Here is a 16897-nt window from a genome sequence, read left to right as displayed (position 1 = left end):
CCCATGCGTCCCTCAGGCCGCGCCGCAGATGAAATGCGCGCCATCACTGTCGAAACCGGCTTCACCAAGCACGCCGAAGGCTCCGTGCTGATCGGCTTCGGCGATACCAAGGTGCTCGTCACGGCCTCGGTGGAAGAGCGCGTGCCGCCGTTCATGCGCGGCAAGGGCGAAGGCTGGGTCACGGCGGAATACTCGATGCTCCCCCGCGCCACCCACACGCGCGGCAGCCGTGAAGCGGCCAAGGGCAAGCAATCGGGTCGCACGCAGGAAATCCAGCGCCTGATCGGCCGCTCCTTGCGCGCCGTCACCGATCTCAAGAAGCTCGGCGAACGCCAGATTACCTTGGACTGCGACGTCATCCAGGCCGATGGCGGCACCCGCACCGCCTCGATCTCCGGCGCATGGATCGCGCTGCGCCTTGCCGTGCAGAAACTGATGGACGCGGGTGCGATCTCCGAAGACCCGCTCACCCGCAAGGTCGCCGCGATTTCCTGCGGTATCCATCAGGGCACCCCGGTGCTCGATCTCGACTACATCGAGGACAGCTCGGCCGATGCCGACGCCAATTTCGTGCTGATCGAGGGCGGCCATATCGCCGAAGTCCAGGCGACGGCGGAAGGCGCGACCTATGACGAGGAAGGCCTCCTGCGCCTCCTGCGCCTCGCCCGCATCGGCTGCGCCGAAATCTTCGCCGCGCAGGAAAAGGCCGTCTCGCGGTGACACGCCTGCTAGAGCCCGGAAAACTCGTCATCGCCACACACAACGCGGGCAAACTGCGCGAGATCCGGGCCCTGCTTGAACCTTACGGCATGGACTGCATTTCGGCCGGCGAACTCGGCCTGCCCGAGCCTGCCGAAACCGGCACGACTTTCGCCGAGAACGCGCTCATCAAGGCCCATGCCGCTGCAAGCGCGGCAGGCCTGCCCGCACTCGCCGATGATTCCGGCCTCTGCGTCGCGGCCCTCAATGGCGCCCCCGGCGTCTACACCGCCGACTGGGCCGAAGCCGCGCCCTTCGAAGGCGGTCCGGGCCGCGATTGGTACATGGCCATGGGCAAAGTCGAGGGCAAACTCGCCGAGCTCGGCGCCGATACCCCGCGCAACTGCTGGTTCGCCTGCGTCCTAGCGATCGCATGGCCTGATGGCCGCGAGGCCGTGTTCGAAGGCCGTGCCATGGGCACGCTCACCTGGCCGCCACGCGGCACGATGGGCTTCGGCTACGATCCCGTCTTCGTGCCCTCAGGCGATACGCGCACCTTCGCCGAGCTCGACCCCGCCGAGAAGCACAGGATCAGCCACCGCGCCGATGCTTTTTCGAAGCTCGTTTCTTCGGCGCTGACGGACTGACCGTCGCCGGAGCCGCTCCGGCTGGAGCAGTCGCGGCCTTGGCCAGCCGATCCGCCGCCTTGTAGTCGTAGACCTGCTGGCCGATGACATTGCCCGCCGGCAAGTAGCGGCAGACAAGATAATCACTGCGCGGATTGCTGGCGATCGCGCAGCCCACCTCGCGCGTGTCCTTCCACACGATCTGCGTGTAGTGGCCCACATCTGTCCATTGGCCGGTGGTCGAAACGTCGGGGAACTTGCTCCGCCTAAACAGCTTCCCCTCGTCGATGAAGAAGCCGATCATCTCCTCGGGCGTGTAATCGTCCTTGGTCCCGGTCCAGAGGTTCTCCCCCTCGCCGCCATCAGCCCCGACCGGGGCGTGCTCGAACATGTCGGAGGTTGCGAGCGTCTGCGCCCACTTCTTCGCATGCTCGGAAAGCTTCGCGCTCCACACAAGCGGCTTCAGTCCCAGCCGAATTCGCTCGGCGTTATGGGCTACGAGCAAACGAGGTCCCACTGTTTCCATCGGAGTGACGGCAACCTGCGCCGCCGCTGGCGATGCGGCAACAAGGCAAACGAAAGTAACGAGCCCAAGCGCTGCATGTTTCGGCATAACCGCTGTCCCCAAGGCTTTGGCCCTTGACTTTGCCCGCCCGACTCAGGCTGGAAAGAAGCATGGCCTTTGCCCTCTATATCCACTGGCCGTTCTGCCTCGCCAAGTGCCCATACTGCGATTTCAATAGCCATGTCCGTGAGGGCATCGACGCAGCCGAGTGGCAGCATGCGCTGCTTGCCGACATGGCCCATGAAGCCGCGCTGACCGGCGGGCGGGAGCTCACCTCGATCTTCTTCGGCGGCGGCACGCCTTCGCTGATGCCGCCAGCGCTGGTCACTGCGCTGATCGAAGCCGCAAGCCGTCACTGGCGTTTTGCCGATGACATCGAGATCACACTGGAGGCCAATCCCTCGTCAGTTGAAGCGGCCAACTTCGCGGCGCTGGCAGGTGCCGGTATCAACCGCGTCTCGCTCGGCCTGCAGGCGCTCGACGACAAGGCGCTCGCCTTCCTCGGCCGCCTCCACAATGCCTCCGAAGGCCTCGCCGCGCTGGACCTGGCGCAGCGCCATTTCGCCCGCGTCAGCTTCGATCTGATCTATGCCCGGCCCGATCACACGCCCGAATTGTGGGAGGCCGAACTTGCCCGCGCGCTCTCGCTTGGCACTGGTCACCTCTCGCTCTACCAGCTTACCATCGAGCCCGGCACCCGCTTCGCCACGCTGGTGCGCGAAGGCCGCTTTACCCCGCTCGACGACGACATGGCGGGCGATCTCTTCGCCCTCACCCGCGAGCGGACCGCTGCCGGCGGACTGCCCGCCTATGAGATCAGCAACCACGCCCGCCCCGGCGAGGAAAGCCGCCATAACCTCGTCTACTGGCGCTATCAGGACTACGTCGGCATCGGCCCCGGTGCCCACGGCCGGCGCGGCGGCTTCGCGACGGTGCGCCACAAGAAACCGGAAAACTATCTCAAAGCTGTCGCCGCCCAGCTCCACGGCATTGCCGAAATCCGCGAACTGGGTATCCGCGAGCAGGCCGCCGAAGCGATCCTCATGGGGCTGCGGCTTGGCGAAGGCATCGCCTCGGCTGTGCTGGCGCAGCGCTTCGGGCTTGCCGAAACTGACCTGATCGCCCCCGCCAAGCGCGCGTTCTACATCACGCAAGGCCTGCTCACCGAGCGCGGCGACCGCCTTGTCGTGACCGATGCCGGCATGCCGCTGCTCGATGGCCTACTCGGCGAGCTCGTCCCGGCCGGACTCGTGGCGGCATGAGCGTCGCTGACTTGCTCGAAGCCTGGGGCAACCACCTCGCCCTCGCCCGCCGCCGCTCCCCGCACACCGTCCGCGCCTATGTCGCCACTGCGGCGCGTTTTCTGGAAGTTCTGCCGCCTCCGCAGGACTGGTCCACACTCGCGAAGCTGGAAGTCGGCGACGTTCGCCGCCAGCTCGCTGAGCGCCGCGCCGATGGGCTCGGCAACGTATCAGCCGCGCGCGAACTGTCAGCGCTCAAGGCCTTCCTCGCCTTTGCCCGCACGCAAACCGGCGCGCCCGATGCGGCTACGCCCCGCCTGCGCGGCCCCCGCATCAAGAAGGGCCTGCCCCGCCCCGTCACGCCCGACGACGCGGTGAACCTCGCCGCGATGGTTGCGGACGAAGGCGTCGAACCATGGATCGGCGCCCGCGACCGCGCCGTCCTGTTGCTGCTCTACGGCGCAGGCCTGCGCATAGCCGAAGCGCTCTCGCTCACCGCCGCCGTCCTGCCATTGGGCGATGCACTCACCGTCACCGGCAAGGGCGGCCGCCAGCGGGTCGTCCCCATCCTGCCCATCGTGAAAGCGGCAGTGGAGGACTACGCCGCGAAGGTCCCCTACCCGCTCGAGCGCAGCGCTCCGCTGTTCCGCGGTGCCAAAGGCGGCCCGCTGGCGCAGGCGATGATCCAGCGCGCCGTCGCCCGGGCCCGCGTGGCCCTTGGTCTGCCGCCTACCACCACACCCCACGCGCTGCGCCACAGCTTTGCCACGCACCTGCTGGGCGCTGGCGCAGACCTCAGGAGCCTGCAGGAACTGCTCGGCCACGCCAGCCTGTCCTCGACCCAGATCTACACCAAAGTCGATGCCGCAACGCTGCTTGACGTCTACCGCTCAGCACATCCGCGCGCCTGAAACGCCGCTACTTCCCTGCCGCGCGCGGCAGCCGCAGCACCGCAAGCAGCCCGCCCAGATCTTCGCTCTCACCCAGCGTGATCGAACCGCCATAAAGCTCCGCCACGTCGCGCACAATCGCGAGGCCCAGCCCGGTCCCCGGCTTGCCAGTATCCAGCCGTGCCCCGCGTGCGAAGAGCTTGTCCTTGGCTTCGGCCGGAATGCCCATCCCGTCGTCCTCGATCCAGATCTCGCAATGCTTCGGATCATCGGGCAGCGCATCGATCGTCACGAAGACCGAACCACCGCCATATTTCGCCGCGTTCTCGATCAGGTTGCCGAGAATCTCGTCGAGGTCCTGCCGCTCGATCGCGACGCTCGCCTCGCGGTTGCCATCCATATCGAAGCGCACATGCGGATAGAGCCGCACCACCGCGCGCTCGACCGCCTCGGCGCTTTCACCCACGCTGGCGCGCGCCAGCCCCGTCGCGCGGCGCCCGACAGCACGCGCCCGCGCAAGGTGGTGGTCGACCTGCCGCCGCATCACCGCCGCCTCGCGGATCACCGTGTCCGAGAGGTCATCGGCCTTGGCCGTCGCCGCGTTCATCACCACAGTCAGCGGGGTCTTGAGCGCATGGGCGAGGTTGCCCGCATGCGTGCGCGCTTCCTCGGCCTGTCGCTCGGAGTGTTCAAGTAGACCGTTGATCTCCTCGACCAGCGGCTGGACTTCCAGCGGAAGCGGTTCGTCCACCCGCCGCGCCTGCCCTTCGCGCATGTCGGCAATCGCCCGGCGCACACGGCGCAGCGGGCCAAGGCCGTAGTACGTCTGCATCGCCGCCATCGCGATCAGGCCCAGCCCCAGCACCACGAACGACCAGATCAGGATCGCCCGGATGCGCCGGATCTGCGCGTCGAGATCGCTGCGGCTGGCGGCCACCGCGAACTGCCACTTGATCGGGCTCCCCGGTAGAATCACCGATCGCTCGATGATCCGCAGCCGTTCCTCGCCGAACTGCTCGCTGTCATAGACATGCGGATTGCCGTCGAAGTGATCGCCCTTCAGCTTCAGCGTGCGGTCCCACAGCGAGCGCGAGGGGAAGTCCTCATGCCCCTTGCCGCTGATCTGCCAGTAGAGCCCGCTGTTCGGCTCCAGAAACCGCTGGTCCCCCAAAGCGCGGTTGAAGAACACTTCGCCGTCCGGCCCTAGCTCTGCCGAACCGACCATGGCGGTCAGCATATAGCCCAGCTGATCGTCGAAGTTGCGCGTGGCGAGGCCGGTCATCGTCCGATCGAGCGCCAGACCACCGCCCAGCAACAGCACCGAAATCCACGCCACCGCAATCAGCAGCATGCGCCGCGAGAGCGAGCCTGTATGCGGGGCAGTCGATCGCGGCGCCTCGGCCTGCACGGCGGCAGTATCTTCCCCGGGGGCAATCACGCTGTGCTCCACGCCGTGCGCCCCCGGCCGGATCAGCCGCGCCCGCCTTGCGCGGGATCGTCGAGGCTGTAGCCGAGCCCGCGGATCGTGGTGATCACGTCAGGGCCCAGCTTCTTGCGGATGCGCGTCACGAACACTTCGATCGTGTTGGAATCGCGGTCGAAGTCCTGATCGTAAATGTGCTCGATCAGCTCGGTGCGGCTCACCACCTTACCCTTGTGATGGAGCAGGTACGAGAGCAACTTGTATTCCTGCGCGGTCAGCTTCACCGGCTCGCCGTCCAGCGTCACCCGGCCCGAACGCGTATCCAGCCGCACGCCGCCCGCAATCAGTTCCGACGAGGAATTGCCCGAAGCGCGGCGGATCAGCGCGCGCAGGCGGGCGATCAGTTCCTCGCTCTGGAAGGGCTTGGCAAGATAGTCATCCGCCCCCGCATCGAGGCCCGCCACCTTGTCCGACCAGCTGTCACGCGCGGTCAGCACCAGCACCGGGAACTTGCGCCCCTCCTTGCGCCACATGCCAAGCACGGTCAGCCCGTCGATCTCCGGCAAGCCCAGATCGAGGATCACCGCGTCGTAGTCCTCGGTGGAGCCCATGAAGTGCCCATCCTCGCCGTCGACCGAAAGATCGACGGCATAGCCATTGGCTTCGAGCGTGGACTTGAGCTGCTTGCCGAGGGTGGGTTCGTCCTCGACGATCAGAATGCGCATCGCTTGCCCCTTGCTGCGCCCGCTGCGGGCGGGACCACTATTCGCCCCAAGTGATGGAGCGGCAAACCTGAACGGTCAAGGAACGGGCCGTTCTGCTTCGCGCAAGACTGGGGGAATCAGTGCGATTCGCCCAGTATCTGGCCGGTGCGCGCGTCCACATCGACGAATACGACCCGTCCGTCCTGAATGAACTTGAGGCGGTAGGCCATCGCGGTCGGATCGTATTCGGGGCCGAGATACTGCATCCCGCGCTTCATCGGCAGCACGCGCGCCTCGATCTCGCGCAGCGAGCGCACGCTGCCATTGCGCAGATCGAGCCGTGCCTCGCGCTGCTCGTCGGCACGGCGCTGCTGCGCGTCCGCTGCTGGGGCAAATGAAACCAGAAGGCCAAGGGCGAAAAGTGTGGAAGTCCAACGCATGATGCGAAGCGCCATAGCCTGAGGCCTTTGAATAGCTTGTGAACGTGCGGGCTGAGGTCCCCACCCCATGACCGCTTCCCTGTGACGTCGTTATGGCAGATCAAGCGCGCCGGTGCCAAGCTCATACTGGACCTCGCGGCGCCTCCCCGCTAAGCGCGCCTCCATCATGGCAGCAGCACCGATCCTCAGCTGGGAAGGCCTCGGCCTCAACCAGGGCACCAGCTGGCTGTTCAAGGACCTCGATCTCCAGATCGGCCCGCGCGACAGGCTCGCGCTCATCGGCCGCAACGGCGCGGGCAAGACGACCCTGCTCAAGCTGATCGCGGGCCTCATCGATGCCGACAAGGGTACCCGCTCGGTCCAGCCGGGCACGCGCGTCGTCACGCTCGAGCAAGACCCGTTCTTCACCGGCTACGAAACGCTGATGGACTTCGCCCTTTCGGGCAAGGACGCCCCGCCGCGCCACGAAGTCGAATCCATCGCCGGCCAGCTCGGCATAGACCTCTCACGCCAAGCCGACAGCGCCTCGGGCGGTGAACGCCGCCGCGCCGCCCTTGCCCGCGCGCTCGCCAGCGAACCCGATCTCCTGCTGCTCGACGAGCCGACCAACCACCTCGATCTCGCCGCGATCGAATGGCTCGAAGGCTGGCTGCAGCGCTACACCGGCGCCTTCGTCGTCATCAGCCACGACCGCACTTTCCTCGAACGCCTGACCAGGGCCACCCTCTGGCTCGACCGCGGCGCGATCCGCCGCCGCGAAATCGGCTTCGGCGGCTATGAAGCGTGGATGGAAGCGGTCTACGCCGAAGAAGCCCGCGCCGCCGAAAAGCTCGACGCCAAGCTCAAGATCGAAGCCCACTGGCTCGAACGCGGCGTCACCGCGCGGCGCAAGCGCAACATGGGCCGGCTCGAAAAGCTCTGGGAAATGCGCGCCACCCGCGCCGCGATGATGAGCCCCCAGGGCACCGCCAAGATCAGCCTCGGCAGCGATGATGCCAAGAGCAAGGCGGTCATCGTCGCCGACAAGATCACCAAGCGCTTTGGCGAACGGGTTATCGTCAAGGACTTCAGCCTGCGCATCATGCGCAAGGACCGCATCGGCCTCGTCGGCGCAAATGGCGCGGGTAAGACAACGCTATTGAAGCTCCTCACCGGCGAGCTCGAGCCCGACAGCGGCAGCGTCACCCTCGCCAGAACGCTCACCCCGGTCATCATCGACCAGCAGCGCAGCCTGATGGCGCCCGACAAGCGCATTCGCGACGTGCTCGCCGAAGGCAGCGACTGGATTGACGTGCAGGGCGTGCGCAAGCACATCCACGGCTACCTCAAGGAATTCCTGTTCGATCCCGGCATGGTCGAAGCCCGCGTCGGCACGCTCTCGGGCGGCGAACGCTCGCGGCTCCTGCTCGCACGGGAATTCGCCCGCCCCTCCAGCCTCCTCGTGCTCGACGAGCCGACCAACGACCTCGATCTCGAAACGCTCGACCTCCTGCAGGAAGTGATTTCGGACTACGACGGCACCGTCCTCATCGTCAGCCACGACCGCGATTTCCTTGATCGCACCGTAACGATCACGCTCGGCATGGACGGCTCGGGCAAAGTCGACGTGGTCGCGGGCGGCTATGCCGATTGGGAAAAGCAGCGCAAGGCACGCCTCGCCGGCAAGCCCATTGCGCGCGAAACGGCCGACAAGCACGCCGCCGCACCGCCGCCTCCACCGCCGCCCAAAAAGGCCAAGCTCACCTACAAGGACCAGCGCGACTACGAGCTACTGCCAGACCGCATCGCGGAGCTTGAGAAGCTCATCGCCCGCGACGAAGCCGCGCTGGCCGATCCGGACCTTTACACCAAGAACCCCACCCGCTTCGCTGCCCTCACCGCCTCGCTGGACAAGGCCCGGGCGGAAAGGGACGCGGCGGAAGAACGCTGGCTCGAACTGGCGGAGATGGTGGAAGGTTAAGAGCACTCAGAGCAGTCGGAAGGACTGCAATCGCCGCATTTCCCCCATTCTTTATTGCGAGCTTAGAGAAGCAATCCAGAGCCGCGCAGGACCGCCCTGGATTGCTTCGTTACGTGCGACAAAGACGAAACGAGCCCCCCATCCCAGCATCGGATCGGCCGCGTACGTCTCTATTTGTCAGACAATTTTTTCCTAGCAGCCTCGCGCGCCGTCGCACGTAGTCCTGCAATACATAACGTCGCTATTAATGAGAACAAAATTGACAAAAATACCGCAACGGACCAATCTGGATTCTGCGCTTCATCGTTGTCAACGCTTCGCTTTGCTTCAACAACACTCTGCCGCATTATTTTTATAACATCGGACCGGTTTATCAGTACGGCTCCATTATCATCGCGTAGTTCAACAATATATTGCGCGCCACTTGCCAAACGAACGTAACTCAACGCGCTTATCCGGGAAGCATTCTCTTCCAGCCGCAATGGGCACCGGATGCATGACGCGGATTCGTCAGTGTAAAATGCAAGCGCTCCCCAATACAAACCATCGGGACCATATCGCCGATGAACGTAGCCAAAGTTCTTACCCTTTACACGTTGGACAGGCCCGACCTCCACCCCTTTGAGGAGAGCCAAAGCCTTAGCATATCTACTGTTATACTCTGATTGGGACGGGGAGAAAACAATCATTCCCAACCCAAAGAAAAGAATAAAGCAAACCAGATAACGCAACATACTACTACAAATCACAATGATGCAGCAAGAGCAAGTTATCAAAAGTATGGCGACTTCTATACTGCAGGAGATACCGAATTCGCGCGAATTTACCTATGGTGGGATTTTCAATCCATGTACATCTACAAGCCTCAGCATCACATGAACACCTAATTGGCCCCCTCACCCCGCCGCCAACCGCTCCGCCGTTCGCTCCTCGATCCGCTTCTCCAGCATGAACAGCGGCATCGTGCCTTCCTCCAGTATCCCATGGAACCACGGCAGGCTGAACTTGTCGCCCAAGGCCGCTTGCGCCTTCGTGCGCGCCTTCACCCACGCCGTGTGGCCGATCTTGTAACTGCACGCCTGCCCGATCAGCACGCAGTAGCGCTCAACCTCGCGCTGGCTGCGCGGCTGCGCGAAGCCGGTGGTCGCGACCATGTAGGCGGTCGCCTTCTCGCGGCTCCAGCGGTAGTGGTGGATGTCGGTATCGACCACCAGCCGCGCCGCACGGAACAGGAAGGATTGCAGATATCCGGCGCGCTCCAGCGGGGTGTAGCCGCCCAGTTCGTCCGCCAGCTGCTCGGCATAGAGCGCCCAGCCCTCGCCATGCGCCGAAAGGAAATAATCCTTGAGATACAGGGGTAGTGCGCCGCCCTTCTGCGCATAGCCGCCCTGCAGGTGGTGCCCCGGAATGCCCTCGTGATAGGTCAGTGAAGGCAGCGAATAGCGCGGCCAGTCGCCCACCGACTTGAGGTTGATCCAGTAGATCGCCGGGCGCGAGCCATCGAGGCTGGCGCTGTAGTAATAGCCGTTCGAAGCCCCGTCCTGAATCTCCACCGGCACGCGGCGGATTTCCAGCGGCTCGCTCGGATAGTTCGCAAAGGCCTGCGGCAGCTTCTTCGCCATCGCCGCGATCCCGGCATTGAGCGAAGCAATCAGGTCGCTGCGCCCCGCATCCGTATCCGGATAAAGCTGGTCCGGCGCATGGTTGAGCGCGGTCAGCCGCTCGCCCACGCTGCCCTTGGTATAGCCTGCCGCCTTGAGGATCGCATCGAGCTTGGCCGTAATGTCGGCCACCTGCTCGAGCCCGATCTTGTGGACTTCCTCCGGCGTCAGTTTGGTCGTCGTCGCCTCGGCCAGCGCCGCCGCATAGATCGCATCGCCGCCGCGCACGCGCCACGCGCCATCGCCCGCCGGGGTCTTGAGCCGCTGCGCCTTGATCAGCGCAATCTGCCGGTCGAGCGCGGGATAGACCATGTCCTTCACGATCTTCGCCGCCTGCCCGGCCCAGTCACCGGCAATGCCCTTGGCCGTCGTGCGCCGCGACAGCGAGAGCACCAGCGAACTTGCCTCGGGCGCCGGTGAACGCAGCTTGGCCAGTTGCCCCAGCGCCAGTTCAAGCGACCAGCGCGGCGCGATCAGCCCGCGCGCCGCCAGCCGCTTCTGCCCGGCGCTGTCCTCATCGAGCGCAAAGGCAAACGCCTTGAGCCGCGCCAGATAGGCCTCTGCATCCGCCGAAGTTTCCACCGGATGCTGGCTGTCGAGCATGTCAGGGACATCGAAATAGACGCCCTGCTGCTGCGTGATCGGATAGGGCTGCTGTACGCCGTCAATGCCGAAGGGCACGCCCGCCAGCCGCCGCTCGAACATATAGGCCAGGATCTCGCGCTGCCGCCGCACCGCGGGGCTGAGCGAAGCGGGATCAACGCCCCTCATCGCCGCAAGCCCTGCCCGGTCGAACGCTTCTCCCGCCGCACGCCCAGCTTCGCTCTTGTCATCAAGCCGCGAAAGCAGCGCGGCCCGAACACCCGTATCGAGTCCCAAGCCGGTCGCATGCTGCGGCGTCAGCAGCAGGTTGTCGTAAAACAGCTTGTCCGCCAGCGCGGCAAAGGCCGCGTCACCGGGGGCCGCAGCGCCCGCCGCAAAGGCCTTTGCAGGAAGCCAGGTGGCCAGCGTTGCCGTTGCTGCACCGGCCAGAAATTCGCGTCTTTCCATGGATTAGGCTCCCGTATCGGCTCATCCGATCGCTCGCACATCCCCCACGAGAGAGACAAGGTACAAGTCCTGCCGTTCTGGGGAAATCCTCATAACATGCCGTAGAACCCCGCCACCCGGTCCAGCGCCAGCTCCAGCACCAGCTTGCCGCTGCGCGCCGGCCACGCGAGCGCCTTCTCCGCCGCCGGGACGCCCTCGCCCGCACAGACCACGCGCCAGAGGATGTCTGCCAGTCCCGGTCCTGCCGCAGCAATCGCGCCATCGAAGCGCCGCTTTGCAGCAATCTGTCGTTCGCCCGGCGTCAGGCCCCGCTCGCCCCCGGCGATGCGCACCGGATCCCAGCGCATCGTGACCGACGGCGCCAGGTCCGCCCGCTCCCAGTCCGCGCGAAGCCGTTCGCCCGCAGCAAACTGGCGGTCATTCAGATGCCCGCGCGCATGGAGCCAGGACAGCGGCGATTCGGCGAGATTGACCTTGACGCTGCGCACCGCAGCACCTTTGGCACCGGGACGCACCCCATCCACCCGCCGCGGCCCTTCCTCGGTCAGTTCACGCTCCACCAGAAACTGCGCCATGGCACTCTCCCCAAGAAACAAATCAGGAACATGCGTGTTATTGCCGGAGAGTCGTTGCTGTAGGAAAGCACAAAACTTGCCGCAGCGCACAAAAGCTGTAAAAGTACGCATGAGGCCTCTGAAAGTGCCCCCAAGATGATCAACCGCATCCGCGATATCCGCCGTCAAAAGGGCCTGACCTTGGCCGATGTCGCCGCGCGCTGTGCGCCGCCGACAACAGCTCAAACCATCGGCCGTCTCGAGACGGGCATGCGCTCGCTCTCGCTCGGCTGGATGAACCGCATCGCCGCCGCGCTCGATGTCGATCCGCAATTGCTGGTAAAGGCAGAGGTTGACAGCGAGCCGCAGATCATCGCCCGCCTCGCCGCAACCGGCGCGGAAGCGCTGAGCAAGCCGATGTCCGCCGTCTTTCCGGTCGGCCCCGGATCCGCGCAGCTGGTGGTCATGACGGTCGAAGCGAGTGCCGGGGAGTACCGCGCTGGCGATCAGGTCTGGCTGCGGCAAGTCGGCCCGGATGATTTCGCCCGCGCGCTCAACCGCGATGTGCTCGCGCCCCGCCCCGGCGGCCGCTTCGCTTTCGGCCGCATGATCGACCGCGACGGCGACCGCGTCGCACTACTCCCCCCCGGCGTCGGCCAGCGGCAAGTGGTGATCGATCACCCCGCCTGGATCGGCGTGGCCGAGCTGCTCGTCCGCTCGCTCTGAACTTCGCGCATTGCCGGTGAAGCGCCGCCTGTTGTCGATTTCGACGCTCTATCCCGCGCCCGGTCGCACGGGTTTCGGCCGCTTCGTGGCGCGCCAGATGGAAACGCTCGCAGCACGCGGGGATTGGGACGTCACTATCATCAACCCCATCGGCCTGCCGCCCGCACCCTTCAGCGCGATGGGCCGCTACAAGCCGCTCGCCGCGATCCCGCCGGTCGAGGCAAGCGGACCGGTTACCGTTCATCATCCCCGTTTTCTGCTGATCCCCGGCCTTTCGGGTCGCTTCAATCCTTGGGCCATCACCCGCGCGGTCCTGCCACTCGCGCGCCGGCTTCATGCGGAAACCCCGTTCGATCTCGTCGATGCGCAATTCTTCTATCCCGATGGCCCCGCCGCCGCCGCCATCGCCGCAGCACTGGGCCTCCCCCACGCGATCAAGGCGCGCGGTTCGGACATCCACCTCTGGGGCGAGCGCCCGCCCGCCCTCATCCAGATGCGCCGCGCCGCTCGCAGCGCCGCCGCCGTTCTTTCGGTATCAGGTGCGCTTGCGCGCGATATGCAAACGCTTGGCCTCGAACCGCCCGGCGGCATCACCGTCCACTACACCGGCCTCGACCACGCGCGCTTCCAGCCGCTGCCCCGAGCCGAAGCCCGCGCGCGGCTGGCTGATCAGCTTCCCGGCCTCGCGCTGCGGCCCAACGACCGCCTTGCCGTCTGCGTCGGCGCGCTGATCGCCATCAAGGGCCAGGCCCTCGCCATCGAAGCGCTCACCGGCCTGCCGGGCGATATCCAGCTCGCGCTCGCCGGTACCGGCGCCGACCAAGCCGCACTGCGCGCCCACGCCGCCGCGCATGGTGTCGCCAGCCGCGTGCATTTCCTCGGCAACGTCAGCCACGATGTCCTGCCAGTGCTGCTCGCCGCCGCCGATGTCATGGTCCTGCCCTCGGAACGCGAAGGCCTTGCGAACGCGTGGATCGAGGCACTGGCTTGCGGCGCGCCATTGGTCATCCCGCCCGTCGGCGGCGCCCCCGAAGTGGTAGACCGCCCCGCCGCCGGCCGACTTGCCGAACGCACTCCGGCCGCCATAGCTGCCGCCATAACCGACCTGCTGGCAGCCCCGCCGGCCCAGACCGAAACCGCTGCCACCGCTGCCCGCTTCAGCTGGGACGCCAATGCCGCAGCGCTTGCTGCGATCTACGAGAAGGCTGCTTCAGGAAGCTGACGCCCCGCGAAGTGCTTCGACAGGCTCAGCACGAGCGGTGCAGGTAGAGGAAAACACCCCCAACCCCCGCTCATCCTGAGCTTGTCGAAGGATGTCCGCACGAGGGTCGAGCTCAAGCCCCCTCGCGCGCCAGCCGCTCCTGCTTGTCGAGCGCGCTCTCGGTCGGCACGAAGCTCTTGGAGGTGACCTTCAGCCAGATCAGGATCGGCGCGGCCATGTAGATCGAGCTGTAGGTCCCGACGAAAATGCCCAGCGTGATTGCCGCGGTGAAGCCGAAGATCACCCCCGGCCCCAGCAGCAGCAGCGCCGTCAGCGTGATCAGCATCGAAAGCGAGGTCGCCAAGGTGCGGTGCAGCGTCTCGTTGACCGAAAGATCGAGCAGTTCCGGCATCGGCATCTTGCGATACTTCTTCAGGTTCTCGCGGATGCGGTCGTAGACGACGATGGTATCGTTGAGCGAGTAACCGATCAGCGTCAGCAGAGCCGCGACAATCGTGAGGTCGAACTCGATCTGCGTCACCGCGAACATGCCCAAGGTCAGCGTCACGTCATGCACGAGGCTGAACAGCGCACCCACGCCGAACTGCCATTCGAACCGCAGCCAGATATAGGCCGCCACCGCCAGCGCCGCGAGGCCAAGCGACAGCACCGCGCTGTGCCACAGCTCGCCCGAAACCTTGCCCGAAACCGAGTCCACGCCGTCGACGCGCGCGTCGGCATGCTTGGCCTTGATGTCCGCCGTGATCGTGCGGGCCATCTTGTCCGAAAGACCGCTGTCGTGGTCCGCGCCTTCGGGCAGCTTCATGCGGATCGAGATTTCGTTGGGCTTGCCGTACCGCTGGATGATCGGCTCGCCGTAACCAAGCGCCTCGATCTCGCTGCGCAGCGGCGCAACGGGGGCTTCCGCGCTCTGGGTGAAGGTCACGCGGATCATTTGGCCGCCGATGAAATCGACGCCGAGGTTGAGCCCCTTGGTGAACACGAGGCCAAGGCTCGCCGCCATCAGCAGCAGGCTGATCACGTAGAACGGACCGCGCCAGCGCAGGAACTTGATGTTGGTGTTGTCGGGAACAAGCTTGAGGAGCTTCATGGCGGCTGGTTCCTTAGAGCGCGATTTCGGTGGGCCGCGCCTTGCGCAGCCACTGGGCGACCCACATGCGGGTCATGGTCACCGCGGTGAACACCGAGGTCGCGATACCGATGAGGAGTACAATGGCAAAGCCGCGCACAGGACCGGTGCCGAACGCCGCCATCGAAACCGCCGCGATCACGTTGGTGATGTTGGCATCGAAGATCGCGCGGCTGGCTTCCTTGTAGCCCATCTCGACCGCCTGGAACACGCGTCGGCCGCGGTGCCGCTCTTCGCGGATGCGTTCGTTGATCAGGACGTTGGCGTCCACCGCCGCGCCGATCGTCAGCACGAAACCAGCGATGCCCGGCAAGGTCAGCGTGGTGCCGATGAGGGCCATGATGCCAAGGATCATCAGCACGTTGAACACCAGCGCGATGCAGGCATACATCCCGAAGCGGCCATAGACCGCAAGGATGAACGCCACGAGCGCCAGCGTGCCGACCGCCATCGCGATCATGCCCTTGCGGATCGAATCCGCGCCAAGGTCCGGCCCAACGGTGCGCTCCTCGACAACCTTGAGGTCCACCGGCAGCGCGCCCGAGCGCAGCGAAATCGCAAGGTTGCTAGCCGCCTGCGTGGTGAAGTTGCCGGAAATCACCGCGCTGCCGCCCAGGATCGGCTCGTTGATATTCGGCGCAGACAGAACCTTGCCATCAAGGATGATCGCGAAGGGCTTGTTGACGTTCTGCGTCGTCAGCTTGGCAAAGCGCGCACCGCCTTCGGTATTGAAGGTGATCGCCACCTGCGGTTCGTTGGTCTGCTGGTTGTTGGTGACCTGCGCGTTGGTAAGCTGATCGCCGCGAATACCGCCGAGCCGCTTGACCGCGATCGAGCCGACCGGCGCGCCGTCCTTGCCCGCCGCGTAAGGCACGATCTCGCTGCCGGGAGGCGCCACGCCGCGCTGGATATCGCTCTGCAGAGCAGTCGTATCGACCAGCTTGAACTCGAGCTTGGCGGTCTGGCCCAGCAGGTTCTTGAGCGCCTGCGGGTCCTGCAGGCCGGGCACCTGCACCACGATGCGGTTGGGGCCCGAACGAATGATCGTCGGCTCGCGCGTGCCGAGCGCGTCGATGCGCTTGCGCACCACTTCCACGGCAGTTTCCATCGCCTGCGCGACGGCCAGATCAATGCCTTCAGGCGTCGGCGTCAGCACGAAGCGGTTGCCGTCGATCACATTGATCGTCCAGTCACGCGCTCCGGTCAGCCCTGCGCCATTGGTCAGCGGCAGGATCGCCTCGCGCACCGCGTCGACCTTGCTCGGGTCCTCGACGAGGAACGTCAGCGCGCCATCGCGGTTGGAAATGTCGCTGATGCGGATATCCGGATTGGCCTGCTTGAGCTTGTTGCGCACCGACTCGTCCATGCCCTCGATGCGCTGCTGGCGCACCTGGCTGGGATCGGCTTCGAGCAGGATGTGGCTGCCGCCCGCAAGGTCGAGCCCGAGATTGACCTTGGGCGCATAGATGCCGGCGGGGAGCGCGAGGCCCATCGTCGCTGTGATCGAGGGGATGGCGGCGGCGGCTGCCACCAGCGTGATCACCCAGAGCCAGATCACCTTCAAGCGCGAGAATTCAAGCATCGAAAGAAGTCTTCCTGAAGGGGGCCACACGCGTTCCGCTAGATGGGAACGCGGGCCGCAGCATCAATCGTTCGCGGGAGCGGTCCCGACGGGCGGGAGCACATCGCCGAGCGTCGCCCGCACCGCGCGCACGCGGACATTGGGGCCGAGCTCGAGATCGACGGTCTGGTCCTCGACCTTGATCACCTTGGCGATGAGGCCGCCTGCGGTCACCACCTGATCGCCCTTCTTGAGCGCCGCGATCTTCTCCTGCTGCTGCTTCTGACGGCGCATCTGCGGGCGCAGGATCAGGAAGTAGAAGATGCCCGCCATCGCGATCAGCGGGAGGAACTGCAGGTAGGCCGGCGGTTCGGCCTGAGCGGCGGCCGGGGCAGCAGCGGCAAGGAGGGAAAGCAGGGCAGGACCAGTCATGGCGGACACGGAAA

Annotated in this window: 17 protein-coding genes; 7 read left to right on the top strand and 10 right to left on the bottom strand. The window is 65.6% G+C overall.

Annotation, left to right across the window (positions count from 1 at the left end):
* Positions 1 to 3 precede the first annotated feature (3 nt).
* Both rph and rdgB read left to right on the top strand, forming a co-directional pair.
* On the top strand, positions 4 to 720 hold the full coding sequence (gene rph / locus IP83_RS05555; RefSeq protein ID WP_054121220.1) for a ribonuclease PH: 717 nt from the start codon (positions 4 to 6) through the stop codon (positions 718 to 720).
* Positions 717 to 1346: an RdgB/HAM1 family non-canonical purine NTP pyrophosphatase gene (gene rdgB, locus IP83_RS05550; RefSeq protein WP_054121219.1), complete on the top strand. Its 630-nt coding sequence runs from the start codon at positions 717 to 719 to the stop codon at positions 1344 to 1346. The genes rph and rdgB overlap by 4 nt, the downstream gene beginning before the upstream one ends.
* On the opposite strand, the gene IP83_RS05545 is transcribed toward rdgB, so the two are convergent.
* Positions 1291 to 1830, bottom strand: coding sequence for a CAP domain-containing protein (locus IP83_RS05545; protein WP_231624917.1), 540 nt, complete (start codon positions 1828 to 1830; stop codon positions 1291 to 1293). The two genes, rdgB and IP83_RS05545, sit on opposite strands and share 56 nt — an antisense overlap.
* A 170-nt stretch (positions 1831 to 2000) precedes the next feature.
* Here IP83_RS05545 and hemW point away from each other — a divergent pair, with 170 nt between their 5' ends.
* A complete protein-coding gene (gene hemW, locus IP83_RS05540; RefSeq protein WP_054121218.1) occupies positions 2001 to 3152 on the top strand; it encodes a radical SAM family heme chaperone HemW in 1152 nt (383 codons plus the stop codon).
* Positions 3149 to 4042, top strand: a complete 894-nt coding sequence (locus IP83_RS05535) for a tyrosine recombinase XerC (protein WP_054121217.1) — start codon at positions 3149 to 3151, stop codon at positions 4040 to 4042. Before hemW ends, IP83_RS05535 begins: the two co-directional genes overlap by 4 nt.
* Before the next feature lie 7 nt (positions 4043 to 4049).
* Here IP83_RS05535 and IP83_RS05530 read toward each other — a convergent pair whose 3' ends face one another.
* The 3 genes from IP83_RS05530 to IP83_RS05520 all read right to left on the bottom strand — a co-directional run bounded on the left by IP83_RS05530 (position 4050) and on the right by IP83_RS05520 (position 6588).
* On the bottom strand, positions 4050 to 5372 hold the full coding sequence (locus IP83_RS05530; protein ID WP_082364514.1) for a HAMP domain-containing sensor histidine kinase: 1323 nt from the start codon (positions 5370 to 5372) through the stop codon (positions 4050 to 4052).
* 119 nt (positions 5373 to 5491) lie between these two features.
* The gene (locus IP83_RS05525; protein ID WP_054121216.1) at positions 5492 to 6169 is read right to left on the bottom strand and encodes a response regulator transcription factor; all 678 of its coding nucleotides are present in this window, start codon (positions 6167 to 6169) and stop codon (positions 5492 to 5494) included.
* Between the two features lie 116 nt (positions 6170 to 6285).
* Complete coding sequence (locus IP83_RS05520; protein ID WP_143146713.1) at positions 6286 to 6588, bottom strand: PepSY domain-containing protein; 303 nt, start codon at positions 6586 to 6588, stop codon at positions 6286 to 6288.
* A gap of 166 nt (positions 6589 to 6754) precedes the next feature.
* Between IP83_RS05520 and IP83_RS05515 the strand changes: the two genes are divergently transcribed.
* Entirely contained in the window at positions 6755 to 8548 is a 1794-nt protein-coding gene (locus tag IP83_RS05515; protein ID WP_054121214.1) for an ABC-F family ATP-binding cassette domain-containing protein, read from the top strand.
* A 170-nt stretch (positions 8549 to 8718) separates the two neighbouring features.
* On the opposite strand, the gene IP83_RS20820 is transcribed toward IP83_RS05515, so the two are convergent.
* From IP83_RS20820 to IP83_RS05505, 3 genes are all read right to left on the bottom strand, one after another.
* A complete protein-coding gene (locus tag IP83_RS20820; protein WP_156309591.1) occupies positions 8719 to 8994 on the bottom strand; it encodes a hypothetical protein in 276 nt (91 codons plus the stop codon).
* Between the two features lie 450 nt (positions 8995 to 9444).
* Positions 9445 to 11259, bottom strand: coding sequence for a DUF885 family protein (locus IP83_RS05510; protein WP_054121213.1), 1815 nt, complete (start codon positions 11257 to 11259; stop codon positions 9445 to 9447).
* A gap of 89 nt (positions 11260 to 11348) precedes the next feature.
* Positions 11349 to 11834 carry a DUF6456 domain-containing protein gene (locus IP83_RS05505; RefSeq protein ID WP_054121212.1) on the bottom strand — a complete coding sequence of 162 codons (486 nt, stop codon included), beginning with the start codon at positions 11832 to 11834 and terminating at the stop codon, positions 11349 to 11351.
* Positions 11835 to 11969: 135 nt separating this feature from the next.
* Between IP83_RS05505 and IP83_RS05500 the strand changes: the two genes are divergently transcribed.
* Both IP83_RS05500 and IP83_RS05495 read left to right on the top strand, forming a co-directional pair.
* Entirely contained in the window at positions 11970 to 12539 is a 570-nt protein-coding gene (locus tag IP83_RS05500) for a helix-turn-helix domain-containing protein (protein WP_054121211.1), read from the top strand.
* A 31-nt stretch (positions 12540 to 12570) separates the two neighbouring features.
* Entirely contained in the window at positions 12571 to 13761 is a 1191-nt protein-coding gene (locus tag IP83_RS05495) for a glycosyltransferase (RefSeq protein WP_231624916.1), read from the top strand.
* Between the two features lie 112 nt (positions 13762 to 13873).
* Here IP83_RS05495 and secF read toward each other — a convergent pair whose 3' ends face one another.
* The 3 genes from secF to yajC all read right to left on the bottom strand — a co-directional run bounded on the left by secF (position 13874) and on the right by yajC (position 16883).
* A complete protein-coding gene (secF, locus tag IP83_RS05490) occupies positions 13874 to 14851 on the bottom strand; it encodes a protein translocase subunit SecF (protein ID WP_054121209.1) in 978 nt (325 codons plus the stop codon).
* Between the two features lie 13 nt (positions 14852 to 14864).
* A complete protein-coding gene (secD, locus tag IP83_RS05485; protein ID WP_054121208.1) occupies positions 14865 to 16472 on the bottom strand; it encodes a protein translocase subunit SecD in 1608 nt (535 codons plus the stop codon).
* 63 nt (positions 16473 to 16535) lie between these two features.
* Complete coding sequence (gene yajC, locus IP83_RS05480; protein WP_054121207.1) at positions 16536 to 16883, bottom strand: preprotein translocase subunit YajC; 348 nt, start codon at positions 16881 to 16883, stop codon at positions 16536 to 16538.
* Positions 16884 to 16897 lie beyond the last annotated feature (14 nt).

The organism is Novosphingobium sp. AAP93 (assembly GCF_001296055.1).
GTDB lineage: Bacteria > Pseudomonadota > Alphaproteobacteria > Sphingomonadales > Sphingomonadaceae > Novosphingobium.
This window is presented reverse-complemented; position numbering and strand designations above follow the sequence as displayed.

What these genes read in the sequence shown, in the direction of transcription:
- rph (WP_054121220.1), top strand. Translation starts at nt 4, where the DNA reads ATGCGTCCCTCAGGCCGCGCCGCAGATGAAATGCGCGCCATCACTGTC.
- hemW (WP_054121218.1), top strand. Translation starts at nt 2,001, where the DNA reads ATGGCCTTTGCCCTCTATATCCACTGGCCGTTCTGCCTCGCCAAGTGC.
- IP83_RS05535 (WP_054121217.1), top strand. Translation starts at nt 3,149, where the DNA reads ATGAGCGTCGCTGACTTGCTCGAAGCCTGGGGCAACCACCTCGCCCTC.
- IP83_RS05530 (WP_082364514.1), bottom strand. Translation starts at nt 5,372, where the DNA reads ATGCTGCTGATTGCGGTGGCGTGGATTTCGGTGCTGTTGCTGGGCGGT.
- IP83_RS05525 (WP_054121216.1), bottom strand. Translation starts at nt 6,169, where the DNA reads ATGCGCATTCTGATCGTCGAGGACGAACCCACCCTCGGCAAGCAGCTC.
- IP83_RS05520 (WP_143146713.1), bottom strand. Translation starts at nt 6,588, where the DNA reads ATGCGTTGGACTTCCACACTTTTCGCCCTTGGCCTTCTGGTTTCATTT.
- IP83_RS05515 (WP_054121214.1), top strand. Translation starts at nt 6,755, where the DNA reads ATGGCAGCAGCACCGATCCTCAGCTGGGAAGGCCTCGGCCTCAACCAG.
- IP83_RS05510 (WP_054121213.1), bottom strand. Translation starts at nt 11,259, where the DNA reads ATGGAAAGACGCGAATTTCTGGCCGGTGCAGCAACGGCAACGCTGGCC.
- IP83_RS05505 (WP_054121212.1), bottom strand. Translation starts at nt 11,834, where the DNA reads ATGGCGCAGTTTCTGGTGGAGCGTGAACTGACCGAGGAAGGGCCGCGG.
- IP83_RS05500 (WP_054121211.1), top strand. Translation starts at nt 11,970, where the DNA reads ATGATCAACCGCATCCGCGATATCCGCCGTCAAAAGGGCCTGACCTTG.
- secF (WP_054121209.1), bottom strand. Translation starts at nt 14,851, where the DNA reads ATGAAGCTCCTCAAGCTTGTTCCCGACAACACCAACATCAAGTTCCTG.
- secD (WP_054121208.1), bottom strand. Translation starts at nt 16,472, where the DNA reads ATGCTTGAATTCTCGCGCTTGAAGGTGATCTGGCTCTGGGTGATCACG.
- yajC (WP_054121207.1), bottom strand. Translation starts at nt 16,883, where the DNA reads ATGACTGGTCCTGCCCTGCTTTCCCTCCTTGCCGCTGCTGCCCCGGCC.